23 protein-coding genes and 1 pseudogene are annotated in these 22,602 nt (G+C 42.3%); 11 read left to right on the top strand and 13 right to left on the bottom strand.

Annotated features, from left to right (window positions below):
* The first annotated feature begins 43 nt into the window (after positions 1-43).
* Genes H2O73_RS00930 through pcp form a run of 3 tightly spaced genes read left to right on the top strand, consistent with a single transcriptional unit; the run spans position 44 to position 2,304 of the window.
* Entirely contained in the window at positions 44-748 is a 705-nt protein-coding gene (locus H2O73_RS00930) for a DUF969 domain-containing protein (RefSeq protein ID WP_182105619.1), read from the top strand.
* Between the two features lie 3 nt (positions 749-751).
* Complete coding sequence (locus tag H2O73_RS00925; protein WP_182105617.1) at positions 752-1,657, top strand: DUF979 domain-containing protein; 906 nt, start codon at positions 752-754, stop codon at positions 1,655-1,657.
* Positions 1,658-1,665: 8 nt separating this feature from the next.
* Entirely contained in the window at positions 1,666-2,304 is a 639-nt protein-coding gene (pcp, locus tag H2O73_RS00920; protein WP_182105615.1) for a pyroglutamyl-peptidase I, read from the top strand.
* Positions 2,305-2,453: 149 nt separating this feature from the next.
* Here the strand turns inward: pcp and H2O73_RS00915 are convergent, their stop codons facing one another.
* From H2O73_RS00915 to H2O73_RS00895, 5 genes are all read right to left on the bottom strand, one after another.
* Positions 2,454-3,776 carry a hypothetical protein gene (locus tag H2O73_RS00915; protein ID WP_182105613.1) on the bottom strand — a complete coding sequence of 441 codons (1,323 nt, stop codon included), beginning with the start codon at positions 3,774-3,776 and terminating at the stop codon, positions 2,454-2,456.
* A gap of 2 nt (positions 3,777-3,778) precedes the next feature.
* The gene (locus H2O73_RS00910; protein WP_182105611.1) at positions 3,779-4,060 is read right to left on the bottom strand and encodes a DUF2249 domain-containing protein; all 282 of its coding nucleotides are present in this window, start codon (positions 4,058-4,060) and stop codon (positions 3,779-3,781) included.
* A gap of 38 nt (positions 4,061-4,098) precedes the next feature.
* Entirely contained in the window at positions 4,099-4,530 is a 432-nt protein-coding gene (locus H2O73_RS00905) for a hemerythrin domain-containing protein (RefSeq protein ID WP_182105609.1), read from the bottom strand.
* A 320-nt stretch (positions 4,531-4,850) separates the two neighbouring features.
* The gene (locus H2O73_RS00900) at positions 4,851-5,771 is read right to left on the bottom strand and encodes a M14 family metallopeptidase (protein WP_182105607.1); all 921 of its coding nucleotides are present in this window, start codon (positions 5,769-5,771) and stop codon (positions 4,851-4,853) included.
* A gap of 157 nt (positions 5,772-5,928) precedes the next feature.
* Positions 5,929-6,540 carry an AraC family transcriptional regulator gene (locus tag H2O73_RS00895; protein WP_182105605.1) on the bottom strand — a complete coding sequence of 204 codons (612 nt, stop codon included), beginning with the start codon at positions 6,538-6,540 and terminating at the stop codon, positions 5,929-5,931.
* Positions 6,541-6,729: 189 nt separating this feature from the next.
* On the opposite strand from H2O73_RS00895, the gene H2O73_RS00890 reads away from it, so the two are divergent.
* The gene (locus tag H2O73_RS00890) at positions 6,730-7,830 is read left to right on the top strand and encodes a 1-acyl-sn-glycerol-3-phosphate acyltransferase (RefSeq protein WP_182105603.1); all 1,101 of its coding nucleotides are present in this window, start codon (positions 6,730-6,732) and stop codon (positions 7,828-7,830) included.
* A 77-nt stretch (positions 7,831-7,907) separates the two neighbouring features.
* Here H2O73_RS00890 and H2O73_RS00885 read toward each other — a convergent pair whose 3' ends face one another.
* Complete coding sequence (locus H2O73_RS00885; protein ID WP_182105601.1) at positions 7,908-8,504, bottom strand: hypothetical protein; 597 nt, start codon at positions 8,502-8,504, stop codon at positions 7,908-7,910.
* A gap of 100 nt (positions 8,505-8,604) precedes the next feature.
* On the bottom strand, positions 8,605-8,901 hold the full coding sequence (locus H2O73_RS00880; protein WP_182105599.1) for a DUF406 family protein: 297 nt from the start codon (positions 8,899-8,901) through the stop codon (positions 8,605-8,607).
* A gap of 505 nt (positions 8,902-9,406) precedes the next feature.
* On the opposite strand from H2O73_RS00880, the gene H2O73_RS00875 reads away from it, so the two are divergent.
* The 4 genes from H2O73_RS00875 to H2O73_RS00860 all read left to right on the top strand — a co-directional run bounded on the left by H2O73_RS00875 (position 9,407) and on the right by H2O73_RS00860 (position 13,127).
* Positions 9,407-9,868 (top strand): TetR/AcrR family transcriptional regulator, encoded by a 462-nt coding sequence (locus tag H2O73_RS00875; protein ID WP_182105597.1) that lies wholly within the window; start codon positions 9,407-9,409, stop codon positions 9,866-9,868.
* 215 nt (positions 9,869-10,083) lie between these two features.
* Complete coding sequence (locus tag H2O73_RS00870) at positions 10,084-11,094, top strand: response regulator (protein WP_182105595.1); 1,011 nt, start codon at positions 10,084-10,086, stop codon at positions 11,092-11,094.
* Positions 11,094-11,531: a PAS domain-containing protein gene (locus tag H2O73_RS00865; protein ID WP_182105593.1), complete on the top strand. Its 438-nt coding sequence runs from the start codon at positions 11,094-11,096 to the stop codon at positions 11,529-11,531. Before H2O73_RS00870 ends, H2O73_RS00865 begins: the two co-directional genes overlap by 1 nt.
* Positions 11,532-11,633: 102 nt before the next feature.
* Positions 11,634-13,127, top strand: a complete 1,494-nt coding sequence (locus H2O73_RS00860) for an NAD(P)H-hydrate dehydratase (RefSeq protein ID WP_182105591.1) — start codon at positions 11,634-11,636, stop codon at positions 13,125-13,127.
* Between the two features lie 48 nt (positions 13,128-13,175).
* On the opposite strand, the gene H2O73_RS00855 is transcribed toward H2O73_RS00860, so the two are convergent.
* Positions 13,176-13,730, bottom strand: coding sequence for an outer membrane beta-barrel protein (locus H2O73_RS00855; RefSeq protein WP_182105589.1), 555 nt, complete (start codon positions 13,728-13,730; stop codon positions 13,176-13,178).
* A 498-nt stretch (positions 13,731-14,228) separates the two neighbouring features.
* On the opposite strand from H2O73_RS00855, the gene H2O73_RS00850 reads away from it, so the two are divergent.
* Positions 14,229-15,272 carry a GMP reductase gene (locus H2O73_RS00850; RefSeq protein WP_182105587.1) on the top strand — a complete coding sequence of 348 codons (1,044 nt, stop codon included), beginning with the start codon at positions 14,229-14,231 and terminating at the stop codon, positions 15,270-15,272.
* 156 nt (positions 15,273-15,428) lie between these two features.
* Here the strand turns inward: H2O73_RS00850 and H2O73_RS00845 are convergent.
* Positions 15,429-16,459: pseudogene (locus H2O73_RS00845) on the bottom strand (phage integrase).
* Positions 16,460-16,640: 181 nt separating this feature from the next.
* Between H2O73_RS00845 and H2O73_RS00840 the strand changes: the two are divergent.
* Entirely contained in the window at positions 16,641-17,501 is an 861-nt protein-coding gene (locus tag H2O73_RS00840; protein WP_182105585.1) for a hypothetical protein, read from the top strand.
* 126 nt (positions 17,502-17,627) lie between these two features.
* Here H2O73_RS00840 and H2O73_RS00835 read toward each other — a convergent pair whose 3' ends face one another.
* Complete coding sequence (locus tag H2O73_RS00835) at positions 17,628-17,981, bottom strand: hypothetical protein (RefSeq protein WP_182105583.1); 354 nt, start codon at positions 17,979-17,981, stop codon at positions 17,628-17,630.
* Positions 17,982-18,245: 264 nt separating this feature from the next.
* Positions 18,246-19,913, bottom strand: a complete 1,668-nt coding sequence (locus tag H2O73_RS00830) for an anti-phage dCTP deaminase (protein WP_182105581.1) — start codon at positions 19,911-19,913, stop codon at positions 18,246-18,248.
* Between the two features lie 233 nt (positions 19,914-20,146).
* Between H2O73_RS00830 and H2O73_RS00825 the strand changes: the two genes are divergently transcribed.
* A complete protein-coding gene (locus H2O73_RS00825) occupies positions 20,147-20,761 on the top strand; it encodes a hypothetical protein (RefSeq protein ID WP_182105579.1) in 615 nt (204 codons plus the stop codon).
* Positions 20,762-20,914: 153 nt separating this feature from the next.
* Here H2O73_RS00825 and H2O73_RS21840 read toward each other — a convergent pair whose 3' ends face one another.
* Entirely contained in the window at positions 20,915-21,940 is a 1,026-nt protein-coding gene (locus H2O73_RS21840; protein ID WP_182105577.1) for an HNH endonuclease, read from the bottom strand.
* Positions 21,941-22,561: a phage repressor protein CI gene (locus H2O73_RS00815; protein WP_182105575.1), complete on the bottom strand. Its 621-nt coding sequence runs from the start codon at positions 22,559-22,561 to the stop codon at positions 21,941-21,943.
* Between the last annotated feature and the right edge of the window lie 41 nt (positions 22,562-22,602).

Here is a 22,602-nt window from a genome sequence, read left to right as displayed (position 1 = left end):
TGTTGATTGAAAATAATTATTACGGGAAGTTTAGGGAAAACCTATGATCGATTTATGGCCATTAATTGGCATTGTGATAATCACAGTAGGGTTGGCTCTAAAGCAAAATACGCTATTGGTGATTTTAATTGCGGGCGTGGCGACAGGTTTAGTCGCTGATATTGCGGTGATGGATATTTTATCCGCTCTTGGTCAATCTTTTACTCAGAACCGCTACATGTCTTTGTTTATTTTGGTGCTACCAATGATTGGTATTTTGGAGCGTTACGGTTTGCGTCAACGCGCTGAAGACCTGATTGGCTCAATGAAAAAGGCATCGGTCGCCAAAATCTTGATGACCTATCTGCTATTACGAAAAATCACTAATGGCATGGGGCTAAATATTGGTGGTCACCCATCTATGATCCGCCCTTTGATTGCGCCAATGTCTGAAGCGGCGGCAGAGAAGGCATCGCCAAACTTAGCTGATGAAAAACGTCAAACAATTCGAGCGTTATCAGCGGCGAGTGAGAACTTCGGTAACTTCTTTAGCCAATTGCTGTTCATTGGTACAGGCGGTTTGTTGCTGATTAAAGGCGTAATGGGTGATAACCAGTTGGACGTGAAGTTAGAAACGATGGCGCTTTGGGCATTACCAACCGCCGTGGTTTCTTTTGTTGTGTTTGGCATTTACACCAAGTACATCAGTGCGCGTTTAGAGAAAGAGACTTCAGCGCTTCAAACACCACAACCAACAGAGGAGGGCTAAGCGATGCTTGAGTATGTTTACCAAGCCACCGGTCTATTGCTGTTGGCATTTTCTTTACAAAGTTTTCTAGATAACAACAACCCTAAGCGAGTAGGTAGTGGTCTATTCTGGCTTATCTATGGTCTGACGTTTATTTTTGGTGCCATGATGCCTCATTGGGTAACTGGTGTGATGGTGTTAATGTTAACGGCGTTGGCTGCTGGTGGCTTTATGGGCATCGGCAACTACGGCACCACTTCTGATGTGGAGCGTAAGCAAAGTGCGTCTGTGCTGAAGAATAAACTGTTTGTTCCAGCGATTGTTGTGCCAGCGGGTACGGTGCTTATTAGCCAATTAACCCCACTTGGCGCTTTGGTTGGTCTGGGAATCAGTTCCATTGCGGCCATTATAGTGGCGTTGGTGATTACCAAAAGCCAGCCAATGCACAGCTTGAATGAAGGGCGCCGTTTGATTGACTCAATCGGTTGGGCTGCCATTTTGTCTCAGTTTCTCGCGGCATTGGGCTATTTGTTCAATCAGGCAGGCGTGGGTGATACGGTTGCTTCGATCGTGAAATTGATGATCCCAGAAAACATGCTGTTGGTGAAGGTGATCGCGTATTGCGTGGGGATGACGTTGTTCACTATCGTTATGGGTAACGCGTTTGCGGCGTTTGCGGTGATCACCACAGGTATTGGTATTCCTCTATTGATCTTAGATCATAGCGGTAACGCAGCCATTATCGGCGTATTAGGCATGTTGTCAGGGTATTGCGGTACGTTGATGACACCGATGGCGGCTAACTTCAATGTTGTGCCTGCGGCATTGCTGGAGCTGAAAAACAAACACCACGTTATTATGATGCAAGTGGTACCGGGTTTGTTGATCCTGACATTCAATATCTTTCTAATGTATAGCTTTGCCTTTTGAGAATAATGATGAAAAAAATACTAATTACAGGTTTTGAACCTTTTGGCGGCGCGTCAGTTAACCCAGCGCTGGAAGCAGTAAAGCAACTGGGCGAGGCAAAACTTGAGGGTGGCGAGATCGTTGTTTGTGAAGTTCCGGTAACTCGCTATGAATCAGTCGATACTGTGATAGCGGCGATTGAAACTCACCAGCCTGATTTTGTTATTACCGTTGGTCAAGCAGGTGGCCGTGCGGGTATTACACCTGAGCGTGTGGCAATTAACGTTGATGATTTCCGTATTGCTGATAATGGCGGCAATCAGCCAATTGATGAGCCAGTGGTGGTCGATGGACCTGATGCGTATTTTACAACGCTACCAATCAAAGCCATCACGCGTACGCTACAAGAGCAAGGCATTCCTTGCCAAGTTTCGAATACGGCGGGTACTTTTGTATGTAACCACTTGTTCTACGGTGTTCAGCACTATCTATCTGGTAAGAACATTGGGCATGGGTTTGTGCATATTCCACTATTGCCAGCGCAAGATACAACGGGTAACCAAGCAACGATGTCGTTAGATGTGATTGTTGAAGGCTTACGTTTAGTCGCGCAAGCAACCATTGATAACAAACAAGACGTAGCGATTGGCGCCGGTCAAATCTGCTAAGCAACGCTAAGTACAAACTACGAATTGTAAAAAGCCCGTATCCGCGGGCTTTTTTATTTGGCAAAAACACCGTCTCCATCGCTATCTTTGATAAACCAAGATGGGATTAGTACTAGTTCAAAGACAACCAGCACTGAATAGGTGCACTGTTATAGTGACAGCTTAGGTGCGTTTACTAGCTTGTCTCTGTACTCGCGATAGAGTGTGAGTGCGCCAAAAATGTTATAGGCAATAATGAGCCAGTTAATGGCAAATACCACCGCCATCAAAGGGGTTGTCGCTGGCAAGAGAAAAGCGAGCCAAAGCGCGGTAAGTAACGCGAGGTAGGAGAAATACTGCCGTTTCATTCGGACACGGCTGATCAATTGATAGTGATCTGGCAAAGGGATCATCGCCATTGGGTTTTGCATCATCAGGCGTTGCAAGTGCAACGAAATAAGGAAGGGGACAATTTTAAGTAACATGCCCTGAATAATGGCTAAGACAAAACCAAAGCCAAATAGGAAACCCAGTAATACTTCAAGTTTGGTTTGCCACAATAGCGCCCAATCGGGTTTGGTAAATGGCACGATTAACCAAACCGAGAGCAAGCAGGTTAGTATCAAATTCATTAAACCAAACTGCCAGTAATTAATCACGACATCGGGTAGTTTACGCTTACGCTTTGTTAAACGTTCTAACGTGACTGCGCAATACAGGAGAGTGGCACCAATAGAGAGCAACCACCCCCATGCTAATTGCCAAGCAGCAGCAAAGTGGAGCAATTGCATGCTAGCGAGAATCAACCCTGTGAGCAGTAAAGTAATCAGTGCATATCGCCATGTTGGGCTGTAAGGGGGAGTTACATGAAACATTGGAATAACTTGAAAACTCACCGCCATGATCAACAACATGATCCAACCAAAGCTCCCAATACCAGCATGTAGATTGGTCAGAACTTTGCCTGCGGTCGGCATATAGCCCCATAAATACCCACTGAGTAAAATGAGCCCGAGTAATACTAAAACTGAGAGCGCGAATATGGCCAATAGAATCGGTATCCGAGTTTGCTCCCCCTTTGCTTGCGTTAGCAATAACCAAGCTAATGTCAGGCTGAAGTAGCCAAGGCTCAGACCTAACAAAACAAACGGAATTAGAAAGCTCAACCAGCCAAGAAAGGCGGCAGCTAATGACAAAACACCGGCTGTTAAAGTCGCGTGAAACAGGTGCAATGACCAGCCCTTGATTGGAATGGCGGCACCACATAATACGGGCATGACCTGAAACAATGACCCGATCATGATCATCGCCATTACGCCGAGAGCAATCAAGTGAGTGATGGCAAGCGTGGCAGGCATCCAGCGACTGAGCCAGAGTGTTTCGCCATGGAGCGCTATCATGATGGCGGCCAATAATGCAAAAGCCGTGGCGGTAAGGTAAAAGCGAATAGGGGAAGAAAGAGGCGGAATCGCTTCGAAGTTTAGACCTGCCATTCTCATTGCTGGCTATTCTCATGGTTTAGTTGCTTTGCCAACGCCTTGGCTTTGCAATCGTCAATGTGCCAGAAATAGAGCTGGAAGTGTGATGGTGTGATCTCCTCACATAGGTATTCAAAGCGTCCTGCGATCATTTCAAATAGAGGAATGGGTTTGCGCCTGTGTTTCACAGCTAACACTTCACCATGAGTCAATTGCTGCAAAGCGGCAGTGATCTCGTGCATTGGTTGTGGTGGCTCAAGTTCACTCACATCTAGTTGTGTTATTTGGTTTAAATCCATTCGGTCCTCATTGTATGGTATCAGCTGATATCGAGAGCTTATTGAGAGCTCATTTGTTTCACAATCTCTGCGCTATTACTTAGATGATTATCGGTCATTGGGTAGAGAATTTGCTCTTCTTTCATATTGTGCTGCTGAATGAAGATCATAATACTTTCACTGTTGCCCATAGCACGTTCAATGTCCTGCTGCTCAATAGCTGATGCCATTTGCTCGAACATGGATTTAATTTGTGCGTGTTCTTGTCGCATCACCATCGTTGGACCGGCTGTCATACCCGTTTGTTGCTCAAAAGCCGGAAATAGGATTTGCTCCTCAAGGTCAAAATGGTGCAATGTTTCTTTTTCAAACTGAGCCCAGCGCTCAGCAAAGGTGCCCCAGTCTTTATTGGCTAATACTGCTTCTGCTTCCACCAGAAGATCGTCACATGTCTTATGGTGCTGAGTCATAAACTCTTGAATCGATGCCATGATAGGTTCCTCATTACTGTTGTCTTTCACTTTGATTCATCATGTTATCTGGCGAAATAAGTGAAATCTATGCTAACTAAGGGGTAGTTCTACCTTGAATTGACTTGCGTCATTATTTGTCATTTAAATAATGGCTGGTTGCGTTATAAAGCGTAGAAATGAATGACTGATAAATCATGAAAGAGGTGATTTGGAACACTCGAAAAGCATGGAGGATGCAATGCTTATGCGTGGTGATGCCATGTAAAAGTGGATGACCATACTCCGAGCAACCCCCGAAGTATGGTGTATTTCGCTGACGTGCTAAGACGGCTTAGCGGTTATTGATGGTGACTCAACACATACTCAAGACCACCGATAATTGCTGCAACTTGTGCTTGGTTACACTCTTCATCCGTGACTTTAGGGCTATCTGGGTAAACTTCAGTCGTTGTGTGGAACAAGCAGCTAGTGACGCTGCCGCAAAGACCAAGTTGTTTCATTGGGTACAAAATAACGCCTTCTTGTACGACTTCTGAACCAATGATCTCGCCTTTATCGTCTGCTGGCGCAATATGAGTCACTTTCGCGACTGAGTTGATCACAGCTGTTTGGAATTCTGCTTGCGGGTTTTCAGTGTCACCAACGGTGTAAAAACCATCTGGAATGATGTCTTCTTCATAGTCAATACCATCACGAGCAGCAAGTGCTGGACGAAACTCCGTTTCATCAGTGTCTGTGGTTTCGTGCAGATCAAAATGGACCAATACATCACCCAAAGTCGCGACTAATGTTTGCAGTGCTGCAGATTCTTCAGCAGGGCTGTTGGCATAGAATGAGCGGTTCGGATCGATAGCGAGTGGGTTCCAACGGTTGATGGTTTCATAACCCCAAGGGCTAACACACGGTGCAATAACGATGTTGAAGTGCTCAGAGTAAGCGTCAAGGTGTTGGTCTGCAAATAATATAGCGCCTTGCACACCACTGGTTTCGTAACCATGAACACCACCGGAGATCAAAACAGTGGGTTTATTGTCATTCCAGCTGTTGCTCTTAATGCAGAATAGAGGGAAACGACTTTCATCGTAGGAAAGAGCGCCATACTGTTCAACATTAAAGCGAGCTTTTAGCGCCTCAATTTTTGGTAGCACTTCTTCACTGTAGAGACGTTTTACTTGCGTAGACTCACGCCATGCTTGGCGATCATTGTCGTTCCATTTTTGACCCGCAGTGCCAATTGGATAAGGTGTTTGTGTATTCATGAGAGACTTTTTTTAATTAACTTGCAAGAAGCATAGCGATAGAGTGATCGCTATGCAAAAGGATTTAAATCGGAAGGAGACAAGCGATGGTCGTGGCTCTAAGAAATAGAGTTACGCCCTGGTTATTGGTAACAACTGTTATTGGCAACAACCGTTATTAGAAACGGCTTTTCCCGCAGATGGTTTCGAGAGTAACGGTGTACGCGGCTTGGCTGCCAGCAAACAAACTCTCGATAACGTCATGCTCTTTTATTCCTGAGAGGATTCTTCTGCGCGCTTCCCTTACTTTTAGTGCTAATTGAAGCTCACTTGCAAGCGTGCTGGCTTGTTCTGGTGACCACATAGAAATCTGCTGGCTTAGCGAAGATTGCTGTAAGGTTGGTTTTAACCCCGTCAATTCGCTCAGTAGGACACGATAAAGGTCTTGTCTTAGCTGGTGACCTTGCTCCATGGTCGCCAAACGATTAAGTACCGCCGTCGCTAACTCATTGAGCTCGATAAAACCCGCTTGTTTTGGCATGGATTGTTGTACTCGGCATGAGACTTCAACCACTGATACTTGGGTTTGCGGTAAGTAGCTAATAGATGTTAGGCAATCAAAGGGGAGCCATACCACTTGTCCGGCTTCAACCGCATACTCATGTTTGCCAAGCCTCACCAGAGCCAAACCTTCTTTTACACTCAATAAGAGATGCTTCAGCAACTTTTTACGTGGAGTGATTGATAGAAAGCCAAATTCTGTGGTCTGATGGGAGATAGAGTAGTGCATGGAAAAACTCGGTTTTTATGGGGCGCTAAGAGTAGCGTGTCTTATGGAAAAAAGCCATATTGAGATAGCCTGACAGTGGTATTCCGGTTGATGTTCTGGTCTGACCTTACTGATTATGTGCGCATCTTAGCTGTCAAGAATCGATTCTATGCGTAGAATGACCGCGATTTGTCTCTGATATAAATTAAAATGACTATAAATACTGATCCTTATATTGATATACGCCCTTACAATGATGATGAGATTCCAGCGGCAATTGCTCGCTTGATTCAAGATGATGAATTCATTGCTGCTATTTTACAGCATCGATTCTCTAATCATGCGCCTTGGTTTAAAGCAATAATGACGCCGTTGGTTAAGGTATACCTTAAATCTAAATGGTCAAAGCTTTCCACTACGGAGTCGATACAGCTTGAGGTGAAGAAGTATTTACATAACACCTTAGCGACCACTACTAATGGTGTGACTTACAGTGGTTTGGATAATCTTGATAAGCAAACAGCCTACCTGTTTGTCTCAAATCACCGTGATATCGCGATGGATCCAGCATTAGTCAATTATGGTCTGCATCAAAATGGTCATAAAACCGTTCGCATTGCGATTGGTGACAACCTACTAAAGAAGCCGTGTACGACTGAATTGATGCGTTTGAATAAGAGCTTTATTGTTAAACGTTCTGCGAAAGCTCCGCGTGAAATGATGAAAGCACTAGGCACACTCTCCTCTTACATTAAGCACTCTTTAGAGACTGGCAATTCCATTTGGATCGCTCAAAGAGAAGGTCGTGCGAAAGATGGCAATGACTTTACTGAGCCAGCGATCTTAAAAATGTTTCATGTAGAAGGTCGCAGACAAAAGATCGACTTTCCAACTTACATTCAGTCATTAAAAATAGTGCCAGTCTCTATCTCTTATGAGAACGACCCTTGTGATGTAGCGAAAGCGCGTGAGCTTTATGAAAAATTAGTAAACGGTCATTACGAGAAAGGCGAATTTGAAGATATTGAAAGTATCATTCAAGGTATTGTGGGCGACAAAGGACAAGTCCATGTTGCGTTTGGTGACGTGATTGATGGCATGTTTGAAACGCCGGATGCATTGGCTGCAGAGATTGATCGCCAAATTCATCTAAACTACAAATTGTTCCCAATTAATCAGCTTGCCGCAGGTGATACCAATGTTGGAGAGGAAGTGAAATCCTCGCTAAAAGAGAAGCTTGCTCAGTTACCTGAAGGGGCGCATCAATTTTTGATTGATAGCTATGCAAACCCAGTAAAGAACCGCGAATAAATAGCGCTGTGACAGTTTTGCAGCGATATAAAGAAGGGCAGCCATGAGCTGCCCTTTTGCCATCTAATAGACTTAGATTAAGGGGCGACAGCACCACCAAGGGTAAGGTTTTCTGGCCACTTAGAGATTCGGTTACCACCGAGGAATATATTACCTTCTACTGTCATTGTGTTCGGAAATTGCACAATTTTAGAGCCACCAAGGTAAAGGTCACCTTTGATCACTATACCTTCAGGGAGTTCAGTTAAAGGCGTACGTATGACACTCAGGTCGCCATTAACCCGCATACGATTTGGCAATTTCTCTAATGGGGTGTCGGTGAAATTGAGAAAGCCACCCACTTTAATACCATTTGGCCAACGTTTGATTTTTGAACCAAGAAAATTGGCATAGCCTCGAATCGTGGTGCCTTTGCCGATTTTTGACAGCGCACTATTAGCTGCATTTAAACTGCCTTCGATCGTGGTACCACTAGGCAGGCTTTTGATTTGAGTTTTGGCGATATTGAGGTTGCCCTTGATAACGACACCTGAAGGTAATTCGGTATAGGGTTTTTGTCGTAAATCAAGATTACCGTAATTGTCGAGATGATTGAGTATACGGTAACTATCTAAAGCTTGACCGGAAGCGGCTGCAGAAAACAATAAGATCAGGGAGCACAGGCATCGAAGCATAAGTTACGTATAGGAAGTGGGCTTTGAGCCAGTATTCACAAGCAGATTAGTTTGGTCAACTATTGAAGCAAGAAAAGCGGGCGAGTGCCCGCTTGAGAACTTAGCGAGATAGAGAGCGAGTTTTCAATTCGAAAATAAGCTTCTCTGCACTCACTTCAAATTTGAAGCGTGCCGTTAGTTCAGTTGTTTCGTCAGTCAGTTCAGTCGTTTCAAATTCAACGCCAGCGCAGACTTGTTTTGCAAGGTCGACATACTTAGCCAGTTCAGCTTCGATAAGCGCTTTGCTAGGAGCAAAAATAGTTACTTCAGCAACATCATCACCTTCTTTGATGATGAATCCCATTTCACCGGCGCAGCCACATGCTTCGCATACTTGAGCTTCTGGTTCGATACTCATAGCCATATCCTCTTCAAATAATTGTAGGCATTTTATAGGTATATTTGAGGATTATCCATAGAAATGAAAGGGCAATAAAATAAACCGCAAAGTGGTGCAATCGGTTGTGTAGAAAAGTTATTGCATATTTGTGTTAAATTTAACAAACCTTGTGTGATTTCGGTCATATAGATTAAAATTAAAATGTTAGATTGCTGTCAGGACGCTGTGCGTTTAGTTGTAAGTGTTCTAATTTTGTAACATTATCCATGACGCATTTATTTAGTTGGAAATAATAAGCATCTTCAGTTGTCCTTGCTGTTGAAATTAAGGCAATGGTAAGAAAACTGAGCCCCTTCATTGAGTTAGAGTGAGGGTGGAAAGAGCGCACTAAAAAACATATTGACTAAATAATCAGCAGTTGCACTTTCTAGTGATGACACTTTAAAAATTAAACATTGTTACAAAGCCCTTATTTTAAGACTCACGTTGAGTCCCATAGATTTACAAACAGAAGAGCGAAAACATGCCAAAGCGTAGTAAAGAAGATACCGAAATCACGATACAAAAAATCATGGATGCCGTTGTTGATCAACTTCTGCGTCTTGGTTATGACAAGATGTCTTACACAACCCTTAGCCAACAAACAGGCGTCTCTCGCACAGGGATCAGCCACCACTTTCCGAAGAAAACAGATTTTACCGCAGCTTTAGATGGGCGAATTTTCAAGATGTTTGTTGAGCACCTTGAATTTGATGCGAGTTTGAATGAGTTTGCGGACAGCTGGATTAAAGCTCTGGATAATAGTGAGTTTTTGGCTATCTTACGTTTGCTATTTCATCACATCGTTACTTCTGAAAATGCACATGAATTTGCAGCTAATGGTATTGAGCGTTTATACAAAGCGGTTGAAGCTAAATTTGGACATGATAGCGATGTAAAACTAGAGTGGTTGATTGGCAAATCATTGATAAAAATGGCCAACTAGTTGTCCTTTAATTGAGTTGTAAAGCCAGCATCTTCATGCTGGCTTTTTTGTATTTCAGTACGCAGTAAAACTAAACGCAAGTTTGTTTTCAATAGCCGACGACGACGAATAAAAAATCTAAAAACGCAGCTGTTTTGCTCGCTTCAGCCGTATCTGGCACGATAACTATCTGTTACAATTTGCTAAAAATTAAACCAATAGCAGTGGGTACTACGATGTCCTTTCCCGTCTTAATCTGTGATGATTCTGCGCTAGCGCGCAAGCAGATGGCACGCTCTTTACCTGCAACGCTCAACGCAGAGATTACTTTTGCTGTTCACGGGTTAGATGCCTTGGAACAACTTGAAAAACAGTCATTCAAAATAATGTTCCTTGACCTAACCATGCCTGAGCTGGATGGTTTTGGCACATTGGAAGAAATTAAAAAACGCAACATTGATGTGAACGTTGTTGTCGTTTCTGGTGATATTCAGCCTAAGGCTAAAGAACGAGTGATGGCGCTTGGCGCGAAAGCGTTCCTGCAGAAGCCCATTGACCAACAGGCACTTAAGCAAGTTCTATCTGAATTGGTATTACCAGCAGAGCGAAACAGAGCAGCTTACGTCCCTGCTACACCTGTTCTTTCCCCAGCACTGCGTCGCCGTGATATTTATATGGAAGTGGCGAACGTTTCGATTGGTCGTGCCGCTGATGCGTTGGCGCGTCATTTCGATGTGTTTGTTCATCTACCTCTGCCTAACGTCAATATTTTTGAAGTTAGTGAGTTACACATGGCACTGCGTGATCTCTCTAATAACGATCAGGTTTCAGGTGTTTGTCAGGGTTTTAGTGGCGAAGGCATTGCAGGGGAAGCCCTGGTCTTGCTGAGCGACTCCAGTGTTTCTGACTTGAAGAAGTTGATGAAAATTCCTGCTGACAGTGAAGAGTTAGAAGAGCTTGAACTGTTGATGGATGTGTCCAATATTTTAGTTGGCTCTTTTTTGCAAGGGTTAGGGCAACAAGTTGAAGTTCGCTTCTTCCAAAGCTCTCCAGTATTACTGGGTCAACATATCTCGATTGATTCGGTGATCAACTCAACTGGTGGAACATTTAAAAAGACCATGACTTTTGAAGTGAGCTATAAAATCGACGGTACGTCGATTCGTTGTGATTTACTGTTTATGTTTGTTGATGAGTCATTACCGCTGTTGGACAACAAATTGTCGTACTTAATGGAGGATGCTTAATGCTAAATTTGCCGGCAGAATTTGAGCAATTCCATTGGATGGTCGACATGGTACAGAACGTCGACCTAGGGCTAGTGGTACTCGATCGCGATCATAATGTTCAAGTATGGAACGGGTTTATGACGCACCATAGTGGTATCCAAGCACATGATGCGATTGGTAAGTCGCTGTTTGAGTTGTTCCCAGAAATTCCACCAGATTGGTTTAAACTAAAAACTAAGCCAGTTTATGACTTAGGTTGTCGTAGTTTCATTACATGGCAACAAAGACCGTACTTGTTTAAGTGCCGTAATGTGCGCCCTGTGACTCAGCAGGCAGATTTCATGTATCAACACATTACTTTGAATCCAATGCGTACGCCTACCGGAGAGATCCGCTCGTTATTTTTGTCCATTCAAGATGCGACAGCGGAAGCATTGGCTTCGCAAGGTAAATAGTATTTCTAACCTTGAAGCGCATTAATGAAGGCTAGCTTATTATAAGCTAGCCTTTTTAGTATGGTCTTAATATTCGTCATCAGCGAAGAGCAAGGAGATATGATGTCGCACATTGCCCCTTTTGTATCGCACCCTCAACCGTTATTTCGCGCGCAGCAAGTGAAAAAGGGGGAAGTGGATGCCGCAAAATTAGCGGGTTTTGAAATGTACTCGTTGATGCAGTCGGCAGGTGAGGCGGTGTTCAATCTTGTTATTGACCAATATGGTCGTGAGATAACACTGTTGATACTGTGTGGTGGTGGGAACAATGGCGGCGATGGTTATATCGTCGGGCAACGGGCTATTCAGTCCGGTATTAATGTTACGCTTTGGGCGCTTGTCTCGCCTGATAAATTAACTGATGATGCAAAGCGAGCCTATCACGATTTTGTGTTGGCTGGTGGTCAGGTTAAACCGGTCAAGCTAGAACAAATTGGACATTATGATGTAGTGGTCGACGCGTTGCTAGGGACCGGTTTGAGTGGCACGGTCAGAGATGAAATGAGAATCGTGATCGAAAAAGTCAACGATGCTCATGTTGCCACTGTGTCTGTGGATCTCCCTTCTGGCTTATGCAGTGATACAGGAAGTGTGTTGGGTTGCTGTATTCAAGCTGCCCACACCATGACATTTATTGGTATCAAGCAGGGGTTAGTGACAGGGCAGGCGAGAGCATTTGTTGGCGATTTACACTTTTCAGGCTTAGCGGTACATCAACATTTTGAGCGGATACAAAACACGAAAGTTTGGTGGGACTCAGCACACCTTATTCAGGCGTTAAGGCAGCGTAGCCCATGCGCGCACAAAGGGTCGCAAGGTAAGGCATTGTTGGTTGGTGGTGATTACGGGTTAGGTGGCGCGGTACTTATTGCTGCTCATGCTTGTCTTAAATCAGGTGCTGGTTTAACCGCTTGTTTAACACAAGAGAAGAATATGATTGCTGGGTTAGTTGCCACGCCTGAAGTGATGTTTTCTCATTGGAGTGAAGACAATTGCCAACAAAGACTGGCATGGTGTGACGCTTTTGCTCTTGGACCTGGTCTCGGTAGAGAGTCTCATTCGAAACAGCTTTTTGATTTTTTCTCGAGTACGACTTTACCAAAAGTACTTGATGCGGATGCACTGCATTTCTTAGCCATTCAGCCCAATTATGATGATCAACGTATTATCACACCACACCCAGGGGAAGCAGCAAAGCTACTGGATTGTACGGTTACTGAGATCGAACAAAATCGGTATCGCTCAGTGGTGAAGCTTCAACAGTGCTATGGCGGTGTGGTGGTATTAAAAGGCGCTGGTACGTTAGTTTGCAGTGAGCATGGCACGTATGTTTGTAGTGCTGGCAATGCAGGAATGGCGACGGGAGGGATGGGAGATGCATTAACAGGCGTTATTGTTTCTTTGTTAGCGCAAGGTCGCTCATTGGAGATGGCGGCAAGAAAAGGTGTCATGCTTCATAGCTGCGCTGCCGATTATAATGTTGCAACGTATGGGCTCATTGGTCTTTGCGCTTCAGATGTGGTGAACAGTATTCGCCATGTTATTCACCATACTTAACGGATTGAACGCTACTTTGAGCGTCAATCAATCTGTTATTTTGCGTGATTAAAAGTAGTAATTGCCATTAACAGAAAATGTTGAAATATCCCAAGTATCACCAGCAAGTTGGTAGTTATAATTTAGGCTAATGTTAAGGTTTTTAGTCCATGGAGACATCATACCAACACCGACTTCGACGTATGGGCTTGTCTCGCTATTTTTGGTTTTCTCAAATCGAAGTGTACTTTGGTTCCAAGACTCTTGGGTGATCTGTAAGGCACTGATTCCAGTTTTAGCTAGGAAGTTAACTCGCCCCATATAGTGTTCTAGTTTTATGCCTGCACCGAATCCATCCGCTTCTACCGTAAAGTCATTGCTCCCTTGCGATAAGTTAGAGTTAAATGAATTTGCGCGGGTGTAGTGAAGATCGAGTGCTAGGAACGGGGTGAAATTGTAATTGTAACCACCTTGAAAATAGAGACCGCTCTGTGAGTGACTGTCTTTGCTAAAGGTCGAGACGCCCGTTTGTCCATAAAATGAATGTTGTTCAGCAGCGAAAACGGCAGTCGTGCAGAAAAGCGCCATTGCGGCAGTAAGAATAGTCTTGGAGTGATGATGCATGTTAATAGCCTTTTTGGGGAATAGTTAGGTAATTATTATAAGGTTCGCTGTACGGTTTGGGCGTAGTATATCTGAATTTGGATGAAAAATACGTGAATTTTCTGAATTATTTGGTGAGTTAACAGTTAGTAAGTGCGGGTATTTGAGGTGATTTAGATCACGGTTTTTAGAGTTGGTTGGATCGGTAGTGCTATGCGCACGAAAATATTTGCGCAAAGGTTTGCGTTAGATTGATGTTAAGTGGGTGAAAGATAAAGATTTTGTTGTTTTGGAGTGAAAATGGATTTTGCTGGATATGCAAGGGAGCCCAACTGTATCACAAAAAATTTAGAATTATCAGACTTGCGAGAAAGAAATCACGACCTATAATGCTGAAAACCGGAGCGTCTGCAAACGCTCCGGTTTTTTTGTGTCCGAAAGATAGTAATTACGTCTGCAAACGAAATTACCAACGCACTCTGCTGTGACACATAGCTATATGAATCAAGGAATTACACAATGCGTATCGAACAAGAACTTAAGTTAGGCTTTAAAGATGTACTATTTCGCCCGAAGCGTTCAACACTAAAAAGTCGTTCTCAAGTAAATTTAACCCGCGATTTTACATTCAAGCATAGTGGTCGTCAATGGTCTGGCGTACCTGTCATTGCCGCGAATATGGACTCTGTGGGAAGCTTTGCGATGGCTAAAGCCCTAGCTGAGCATGGTGTAATGACTGCAGTACACAAACACTACACAGTTGCCGACTGGGCAGAGTTTGTGAAAGGTGCTGAAAAATCACAACTAAACAACGTGATGGTTTCAACGGGTACTTCGGAAGCCGACTTCCAGAAGACCAAAGACATCATGGCACTTTCTGATGAGCTTATCTTTATTTGTGTCGATATCGCTAACGGTTACTCTGAACACCTTGTTGAGTACGTAGAGAAAGTGCGTGCTGAATTCCCAGACAAAGTTATCTCAGCGGGTAATGTAGTAACGGGCGATATGTGTGAAGAGCTTATTCTAGCGGGCGCCGACATCGTAAAAGTGGGTATTGGTCCTGGTTCGGTATGTACAACTCGCGTTAAAACAGGTGTTGGCTACCCACAATTGTCTGCCATTATTGAGTGTGGCGACGCTGCGCACGGTCTAGGCGGTATGATTATTGGTGACGGTGGCTGTTCTTGTGCGGGGGACGTATCTAAAGCATTTGGTGGCGGTGCTGATTTCGTGATGCTTGGTGGTATGTTAGCGGGCCACGAAGAGTCAGGCGGCGAGCTTATTGAACAAGACGGCAAGACATTCATGAAGTTCTACGGCATGTCTTCACAGTCAGCAATGGCTAAGCACTCTGGTGGTGTTGCAAAATACCGTGCAGCTGAAGGAAAAACCGTACTATTGCCATTCCGTGGCAGTGTTCACGAAACGATTTCTGACATCCTTGGCGGCGTACGTTCAACGTGTACATATGTAGGCGCAGCAAAGCTTAAAGAGCTAACGAAGCGCACGACATTTATCCGCGTACAAGAGCAAGAAAACAACGTATACGGTAAAGAGTGAAACTAGAACGTTTCGGAAAATTCGAATAATTGAGAGCCGCTTTTTGCGGCTCTTTTTTTGCCTGAAATTTGGAAAGTGTCTACAAAGTGTCTACACCTGAGACACTTTTATTTTGTGCAAATGTTGGAAAGTGCATGTCTATTCGAATATATGCATTTATAGAAAGGCGAGAGGGTTCTTTTCAATGGTCTCTGCTAAGTGATCGGGAGCGAAATGCGCATACCGCATCGTCATTGAAATATCGGCATGCCCAAGCACATCACGCAATACCAAAATATTACCGCCATTCATCATGAAGTGGCTGGCGAACGTATGGCGAAGCACATGCGATGCTTGTCCTTTAGGAAGGTAGATCCTAGTTTATTCTTAAGAATGTAGCAGAAGGGCGTGTAGCACTCTTCAAACAGCTTTCCAGAGCTAGGTTTATAGATCTCTTCATAAAGCGCGTTAGAAATAGGGACAGTGCGGTTTTTCTTTGTCTTGGTATTGGTATAAGTGATTTTATACTTGCTCAGTTGGCTACCGCGTAACTGCGCCGCTTCGTTCCACCGTGCGCCTGTTGCAAGGCATATCTTGACTATCTTCAACATGTCACTGCGATTGTGTTGACCAACCAGCTCTATAAGTTCAGGTAGCTTCTCTTTAGGAATGAATGCCATCTCGCGTTCAGCTTCTCTAAATGGTTTCAACTCTTCAAGTGGATGCGGCAAGTCCCATTCACCCAGTTCTTTCAACTTGCTGAACACGGCTTTAAATCTCGCCAGTTCAGAATTTAACGTTGATACGCTTGGCGCACCTTTCTGCCAGCGGTAATCGACAAAGTTAATTTGTCCTGCCATTCGAAGGCTACGGAACTCGCCATACATCTTTGCGGTAAACAAAGTGGCAATAGGGTTGTTCATGGCTTCAACCATCAGTTTGAATTTTTGATAGATCACATCGCCATTTACTAGCGTTCTTCCATAGTGCCGATACCAAACATCAATAACATCAGAGAGTCGTCTGTAATCACTCTTTACACCTAACCATGGTTTTTCGTCCAACTCCTTCATGGTGAACTTTTCAAATGCGACAGCTTCACCTTTGGTCGCAAAGCGTTTTCGGATACGTTTTCCACTTCGCCCACTTGGGTAGCAATCACAAACCCAAGGTTTGGGTGAACCATCTTTTAAGTTTCTGATAGACATTGAGTTAGCTACTTTTAACTGTATATAAATACAGTTTATCGCGTGAGAAATCAGAAACAATGTTTGAATGTTAAAAAACGCACAAATAGGAGTTGATCCGCTTCACATAGGTAGTTGAATTCGTTAGCTGACAGCATCAGCACTTGATATTTTGATCTAATACTTTTGTGTGAGGTTGCATATGCTTATTTCAAGATATCGAGAAGATGGCAGTGATTGCTCTACTGAGCAGTATGAAGCGAATCCAGATAAATACCGAGGTATGATTGATTGTAAGGTATGCGGTCATAAGTCTTGGTATGTAAAAGGATACTCAACATCAAAAATCGACCGGATGGCTTGTTTCGGAGCTAGGCATGAAGATGGATGTGATGCTTCTACTGTTCTTATCAAGCCAGAAGGTGAAGATGAAGCGGAAGAGGGCGAGTTATCTTCTGATATCTGGGTTGATTTGGATAGAGCTAATACTAAACAACTCTATGTCTCTCAAGACAATGGTAAGCATGGTGACGAAGAATCAACGCGCTTAACACAAAAGCGAAATATAGGGATAGGTGGTTCGTCTGGCTTTCCAATCAATAAATCATTAAGAGCCTTACTAACGAATTTATGTCGTAATCCGAATTATGCAGACAAAGGACAAACGATACACATCGTGGCTGATGGAGGTAGAGACGTCATTAATGGGGTTTTGGCTGACTATTTAGTGCCAATCGCCAACGCTAGTGAAATGCATATTGGGAAGGAATACATTTTTTGGGGTCCAATCAACAACCTTAATATCGATAAGAAAGGTGTCCTTTGGCTTAACTATGGTGACTATCGAAAAGAGCCTAGTATTAGCTTGTCACCAGAGTTAGCAGAACAAGTTATCAGGAACTTTAAGCTAGGGGACGTTGGGGAACTGGATGGTTCTGATGTCATCATCGTGGGGCATGTTGGTATATCACCTAACAGTAAGGTGATTATCTCTACAGGTTTTACAAAATATCTATCATTTAGAAAAGTTAAGATTGTGGAAATCGAGCATGAAGTAGTGTAGGTAAGAATATGTGTAATTGACTTATATCTGATCTAGCAATTGATTATTTAACTATGTACTAACAAAGCCGCTTCTAGATATAAAAGTTAGGGGAGGCTTAGCAGTTCTAAGTTATATTTACAATAATTAAATTACTGGTTTGGCAATCTTACACTTACCGTAAATTCGCATCCCCATTATACCTTTAATTGTATATTCCAGAGTTCGACGGTTGATCGAGATGCTATCATTAGATGTTACGTATTGTGTGGTTGATTCAGTGTAACTCTGCCTGAGATTATTTGTCTGTTCTTCGGATAACCCTGTAATAATTTGCTGAATGGTTTTCTCATCTCTATTCAGTAGAAAGTCGTTTTCTACTTTTTTAATTTCGACATTTAGTTCAGTATCCTTAGCTACACCGTTGCATGTTAAGTAGACTAAATCGGCGCCCAAGCATTGAAAACTCAATAGCATGGACAAAATGACCAACTGCTTCATATATATCCTCGTAAAAAATAATACCTGTTAAGGTGAATAATCCACTTCCTCACCTAAGGCATTGTGCCTTAAATAGAAAAGTCTACCTAGACTGAAACTTCTAAGCGTCAGTAACCCGTATCAAGCACTAGCTAATTATTTGAATTTAGTAGTCGCTTCAGTTCTTCAACCGATAACGTTTGGTCCTGAAGTCCTTTTGTTGAGTTCTTGGTGCATAACTTATTTCATAGCCTGAGGTTAAATTCAGGCTATGAAAAGTTTGTGTTACTTAGTTAACAATGCACTTAATTCATCTTTGTAGGCGGTTATTGGTGTATATAGGTTATGGAATGCTCTGCCTATTGCCCCCTTAAACAAATTCATTTCTGGATGTAGTTCTTTTCTACCAGAAGTTAAAATATGCTCTTGAGAGATACCAGGATATGGGTCTATGTAGAATATTTTTGTCATTCCAAGTTGATAAGCTTTTTTGGCGCATAGTTCACATGGGCTAGCTGTAGTAAAAAGAAATCCTCCTTCAACACCTGAACCACCATCTTTAGATATTTGCAAAAATGCATTTTCTTCTGCGTGTAGCGACCTTGTGTGGACTTGGTTTTTGTCTTTTTTCAAGGTGTTGTATTCTGATTTGAAACAATATGAATGATTATAGCCATTGTCCTCGATTAACTTGAAATCGATCAGTTTAGATCTAATTTGCTTTTTAAATTCAATATTTTGACGTTCAAATGGACTATAGGCTTCCTCGTCAAAATCAGCATCTAAATCCTCAACACTTCTAAGGTTACAAGGTACTTGACCATAAGGAGTGTCATTCCAACCAACAGACTTAATCGAAAAGTTATCTTTAGTAACAACAGCACCAACTTGGCGTGATAAACAACCAGAATTTAGTTTTGCGGTATAAGCAATTTGCATGCAGCGTTCTTCTGGAGATGGTGTGATTAGTCCAGGTTTTTGTGCAAGGCTGACAAATTTTATTAGTTGGTTTGATAGTTGCTCAATAGTATCTTCACTTCCTTTAATTTTACTGCTGTTTACGTAGATATCTGCACGTTGTAAACAGCCTTGCAAGTCTTGGTCTGTAAAGCTTTTTTGGTCATCAAAATCAAGGCTGGAGTACTCATTGTCATCAATTTCTTTGATACTTTCAGCAGATAATCCTTTTCGCGTTAATCTTTCTCTCCTAGTGTTTTCATCACAGGATACGGCGACCAAATAAAATGATGCATACCTTTCTTGAAAATAGCTTGCTTCTAATGGATTTCGAATTGCATCAATACACACGTAAGTACTTTCACCTAATGTTTCACTCTCTTTCCTGAGTTTAGTGACAATTTTATTTGTCTTCTCAGCAATAGTGAAGAAAGCTCCTTTTTTAAGGTTGCTTTCTATAACTGAACCGGACCTACGAGCGTTTTTGCCTAGCTGTTGATAGAGCTTAATGAAGGATGCTTCTTCGAGCTGGGTTCTAATCTTGCTTGTTAAAGATGTTAGGTAGTCAATGTAGAATTGTTTTGCTGAAAGTGTATGTTTTTTAGTTTTTAGCTCATTTGAACTTGAGACTAGAAAGTCAGAGTCTGTACTTCTGATCGTTTGGTTGTTGTTTTTGAGGAAAGTTTGTAGAAGCGCTGTATCTTCAACATCCAAAAGCATCATAGTGAGAACAGAGCTTACGCGAAGATGCAAAAATGGTTGCCAGTTTTGTTGAAAATACTTAGCAATAATTTTCTCTTTTCGTTGTGTATTATTAGCCGGTGTATTGTCAATGTATAGGCTATGATTAACGTCTTCTTGAGGAGTTGAAAGTACTTCAGCAGCTTTAGTACAGCCACTTCCTGTTCTACCTGTCAGACCGAAGATGATAAAGTCTTCATTCTTACTGTGTAGTTTTTTTAACGCCGAAACTAGGTATTCGTTATTTTTGTTCATCTCTGTTCCCAATGCCATTGTGCAACTGGTCTCTATTGTACATAATGCGCATTGTGTTTTGAATATAATATTATCTTAAGTGTCTGAAAAGTATGATAACAATTATTTCACAGGGAGTGCGCTTCTATATGATTTGGTTCTTAGGTTTGAGATATGTGCCTTTATCACGATAGCAAAATTCTTGCCTTTTTCGTTTAAAACAGTGTTGGATTACTATTGTTAGGTACAAGCATTTGAAAAATAGTAAATATCAAGTCATAGAAATCATTCTAATAGTGACAGGGTGTGCCTTAGCTATTATCTGGGTATTTAATCCTGAAGGGACATATGAACCAGTTATAGTCTTGATAGGGCTGCTAGTCTCTCTAGTTGCGGTATGGAAGTCAGTTAGATTAGTTAAAAATAGACAAGTGGTCGAGAGTTTGAATGAACCGAAACAATCACATGCGATTAAAACCTTACTGGATAGAAAATCTAGTGTTTTTGTTTTAGCGAGAAAAAAGTGGGATAGTGGAATTACTAGTAATATGCGTAGCGGCACAGAGGATGTTATTTCTTTTTATTCAAGTGTATGGCTTCAATTAGCAAAGAATTTTCCATCTGATCATTTTGGTAAACTGTCGCATAGTGAATATTTGGATGAGTATATTTCTGAAAGGTACGAATTCTATTATGAACAAGCTAAAAGGGATGACTGTGGAGAGGGGGCAATGGCTTTTGTCATCGTAAGTGCAGGTGTAATGAAAGATCTTGATGCAAAAATAATAGAATTAGTTTCGATAATTAGTTTGAATCTAGATTCCTTTGATTTTGGTCACTGGTTACAAAAGTGGAAATTATCTTATTAATATGAATCTATGGCGTCATGATCAATTATTATTATCTGAATGAATTTAGTTGGAGCTGTTAATTTTACTTAGTTCATATGCATGCATTTATATTACTGACTTAAATACTACCTGGTTTGGTAAATCAGCAACAAGAATAGCATCTACAATGATTTATTTGAAAAAATCTCTTAAGTACTCTGTGAGCGACGTTTTTTCCGAGCTGTAATGAAGTTTTCTATGACAATTTGGGCAAAGCGCTGCGCAGTTTTCTACAGTATCAGGACCACCATCTTTTAGACGAATTAGATGATGAACCTCTAGGAAAGGGGTTCCATCGTCTTTGTTGAAAGGTGCTTTATCGCCACAGAGTTCGCAAAATCCATTAGCTCTTCGTATTACCCAGCCTTTCACTTTGCCTGAACGTTTATATACTTTCGTTGTGGTTTCTGTGTGGCTTGGGTTCTCTTCACCCTTTGGTTTGGGAGGAGTGGATTTGCTATTGATTATGGATTGCGCTTCAGCGTCAATTAAAGCTACGTCTATGAATGGCTGATTTAGTTTTTCTGCAATTAATCTTTCAATTATTGGCGCTTGTGTTTTGCCTACATTTGAAAGCGGTGCCAAGCCCGAGACTGTAGGTAGATCCATTAACATCATTATATGTGTAATGTTAGACATTCTTCGCCCAAAAGCTTTTGGAGTTCTGTCATATTTACTGGCTAAGTAGTTGTAGTAGCTACTCTTTTTGTACTTAGTACCTTCTTGGTCTTTATTAAACATCTCCAAGTAGCAATCAACAGCTTCGGATAGTTCTTCCTCAGACCATAATTTATTTTTTGCTTTTGGTTCGCTGTTGGTAGAGCTTTTATATTCTTGTTCGATTTTTGGATTAATTTTAAACCCGAGACTCTCAAGGGTGACAAAGCATGGGCTGCCAACGCCGGCAGAGAAATGCTCAGAGCGAACAGTCACTCCAAGTAACTTACTTATTGCCAAGCCAAAAATTGCTTTTGGTGGGTAAGATTTACCGTCGACGATTAAGTCGTAGGTTGTAGAGTGGGAATACGAATTAACGCTTTGCTTTTGAGCTATAAACTTATTAACAGCTTCGTATATATCTGATTTTGTGAGAGGAGCAGCCAAGCTTTTAAGTTGAGCAATACGTCCGGCACCATCGAGGGTTATGGTGTCATCCACTTACTTCTTCTCCATCACCAACGCAACTCTGCCTACAACCTTCACTTCATCTTCTTCGACTGTAAGCGTTGAGCCATTAAAACTGATCGCCAGCTTCTTGCCTGGTAAACGTTGGATTTGGTTTAGCGAGAGTAGACCATCCATATCAACTAGGTATGTGCCACTTACTGCTTGATGTATGTCTTTGTCGACTATGTATGTCGTGTGGTCATTGTCGATTGCGATAACGTTTGAAGCACCAACCTTATCTAGATAGCTCTTATCGAAAGCCAGCGTTTCATTGTCTACGAGTTTGCCGTTAGAAAGCTCAAAATAGTCGATATCAATAATATCTTTATGCTGTCCCTCATTGACGTTTTGGATCTCTTTATCTGGGAAGGGCTCACCTTCGCCAAGAGCTAAGTACCTAATTGACGCTCCAGTCTTCAAATGAAGTCTAATAACGACTTCATAAGGAGTTAACCCACGCTGGTGCCACGTAGATATCGTTCCTTTTGAGATTCCAAGTATGTCGCCGAGTGCTTTGAAGTCTTTCGTATTTGTGACGATCTTCATTCTTTCCGTCACTTGTTTACCGCCAATGTAATCAAAAGGCGGAATTTGGGCTTGTAATTCACTCATAAGAAGTCTATATTTTCACTCAAATGATGACCGGATGTTAT

The sequence above is a fragment of the Vibrio marinisediminis genome (genome assembly GCF_014050145.1).
In the GTDB taxonomy this organism is placed as follows: Bacteria; Pseudomonadota; Gammaproteobacteria; order Enterobacterales; family Vibrionaceae; genus Vibrio; species Vibrio marinisediminis.
This window is presented reverse-complemented; position numbering and strand designations above follow the sequence as displayed.

Coding starts and splice junctions, on each gene's coding strand:
- H2O73_RS00930 (WP_182105619.1), top strand. CDS start 44: ATGATCGATTTATGGCCATTAATTGGCATTGTGATAATCACAGTAGGG.
- H2O73_RS00925 (WP_182105617.1), top strand. CDS start 752: ATGCTTGAGTATGTTTACCAAGCCACCGGTCTATTGCTGTTGGCATTT.
- pcp (WP_182105615.1), top strand. CDS start 1,666: ATGAAAAAAATACTAATTACAGGTTTTGAACCTTTTGGCGGCGCGTCA.
- H2O73_RS00915 (WP_182105613.1), bottom strand. CDS start 3,776: ATGGCAGGTCTAAACTTCGAAGCGATTCCGCCTCTTTCTTCCCCTATT.
- H2O73_RS00910 (WP_182105611.1), bottom strand. CDS start 4,060: ATGGATTTAAACCAAATAACACAACTAGATGTGAGTGAACTTGAGCCA.
- H2O73_RS00905 (WP_182105609.1), bottom strand. CDS start 4,530: ATGGCATCGATTCAAGAGTTTATGACTCAGCACCATAAGACATGTGAC.
- H2O73_RS00900 (WP_182105607.1), bottom strand. CDS start 5,771: ATGAATACACAAACACCTTATCCAATTGGCACTGCGGGTCAAAAATGG.
- H2O73_RS00895 (WP_182105605.1), bottom strand. CDS start 6,540: ATGCACTACTCTATCTCCCATCAGACCACAGAATTTGGCTTTCTATCA.
- H2O73_RS00890 (WP_182105603.1), top strand. CDS start 6,730: ATGACTATAAATACTGATCCTTATATTGATATACGCCCTTACAATGAT.
- H2O73_RS00885 (WP_182105601.1), bottom strand. CDS start 8,504: ATGCTTCGATGCCTGTGCTCCCTGATCTTATTGTTTTCTGCAGCCGCT.
- H2O73_RS00880 (WP_182105599.1), bottom strand. CDS start 8,901: ATGAGTATCGAACCAGAAGCTCAAGTATGCGAAGCATGTGGCTGCGCC.
- H2O73_RS00875 (WP_182105597.1), top strand. CDS start 9,407: ATGCCAAAGCGTAGTAAAGAAGATACCGAAATCACGATACAAAAAATC.
- H2O73_RS00870 (WP_182105595.1), top strand. CDS start 10,084: ATGTCCTTTCCCGTCTTAATCTGTGATGATTCTGCGCTAGCGCGCAAG.
- H2O73_RS00865 (WP_182105593.1), top strand. CDS start 11,094: ATGCTAAATTTGCCGGCAGAATTTGAGCAATTCCATTGGATGGTCGAC.
- H2O73_RS00860 (WP_182105591.1), top strand. CDS start 11,634: ATGTCGCACATTGCCCCTTTTGTATCGCACCCTCAACCGTTATTTCGC.
- H2O73_RS00855 (WP_182105589.1), bottom strand. CDS start 13,730: ATGCATCATCACTCCAAGACTATTCTTACTGCCGCAATGGCGCTTTTC.
- H2O73_RS00850 (WP_182105587.1), top strand. CDS start 14,229: ATGCGTATCGAACAAGAACTTAAGTTAGGCTTTAAAGATGTACTATTT.
- H2O73_RS00840 (WP_182105585.1), top strand. CDS start 16,641: ATGCTTATTTCAAGATATCGAGAAGATGGCAGTGATTGCTCTACTGAG.
- H2O73_RS00835 (WP_182105583.1), bottom strand. CDS start 17,981: ATGAAGCAGTTGGTCATTTTGTCCATGCTATTGAGTTTTCAATGCTTG.
- H2O73_RS00830 (WP_182105581.1), bottom strand. CDS start 19,913: ATGAACAAAAATAACGAATACCTAGTTTCGGCGTTAAAAAAACTACAC.
- H2O73_RS00815 (WP_182105575.1), bottom strand. CDS start 22,561: ATGAGTGAATTACAAGCCCAAATTCCGCCTTTTGATTACATTGGCGGT.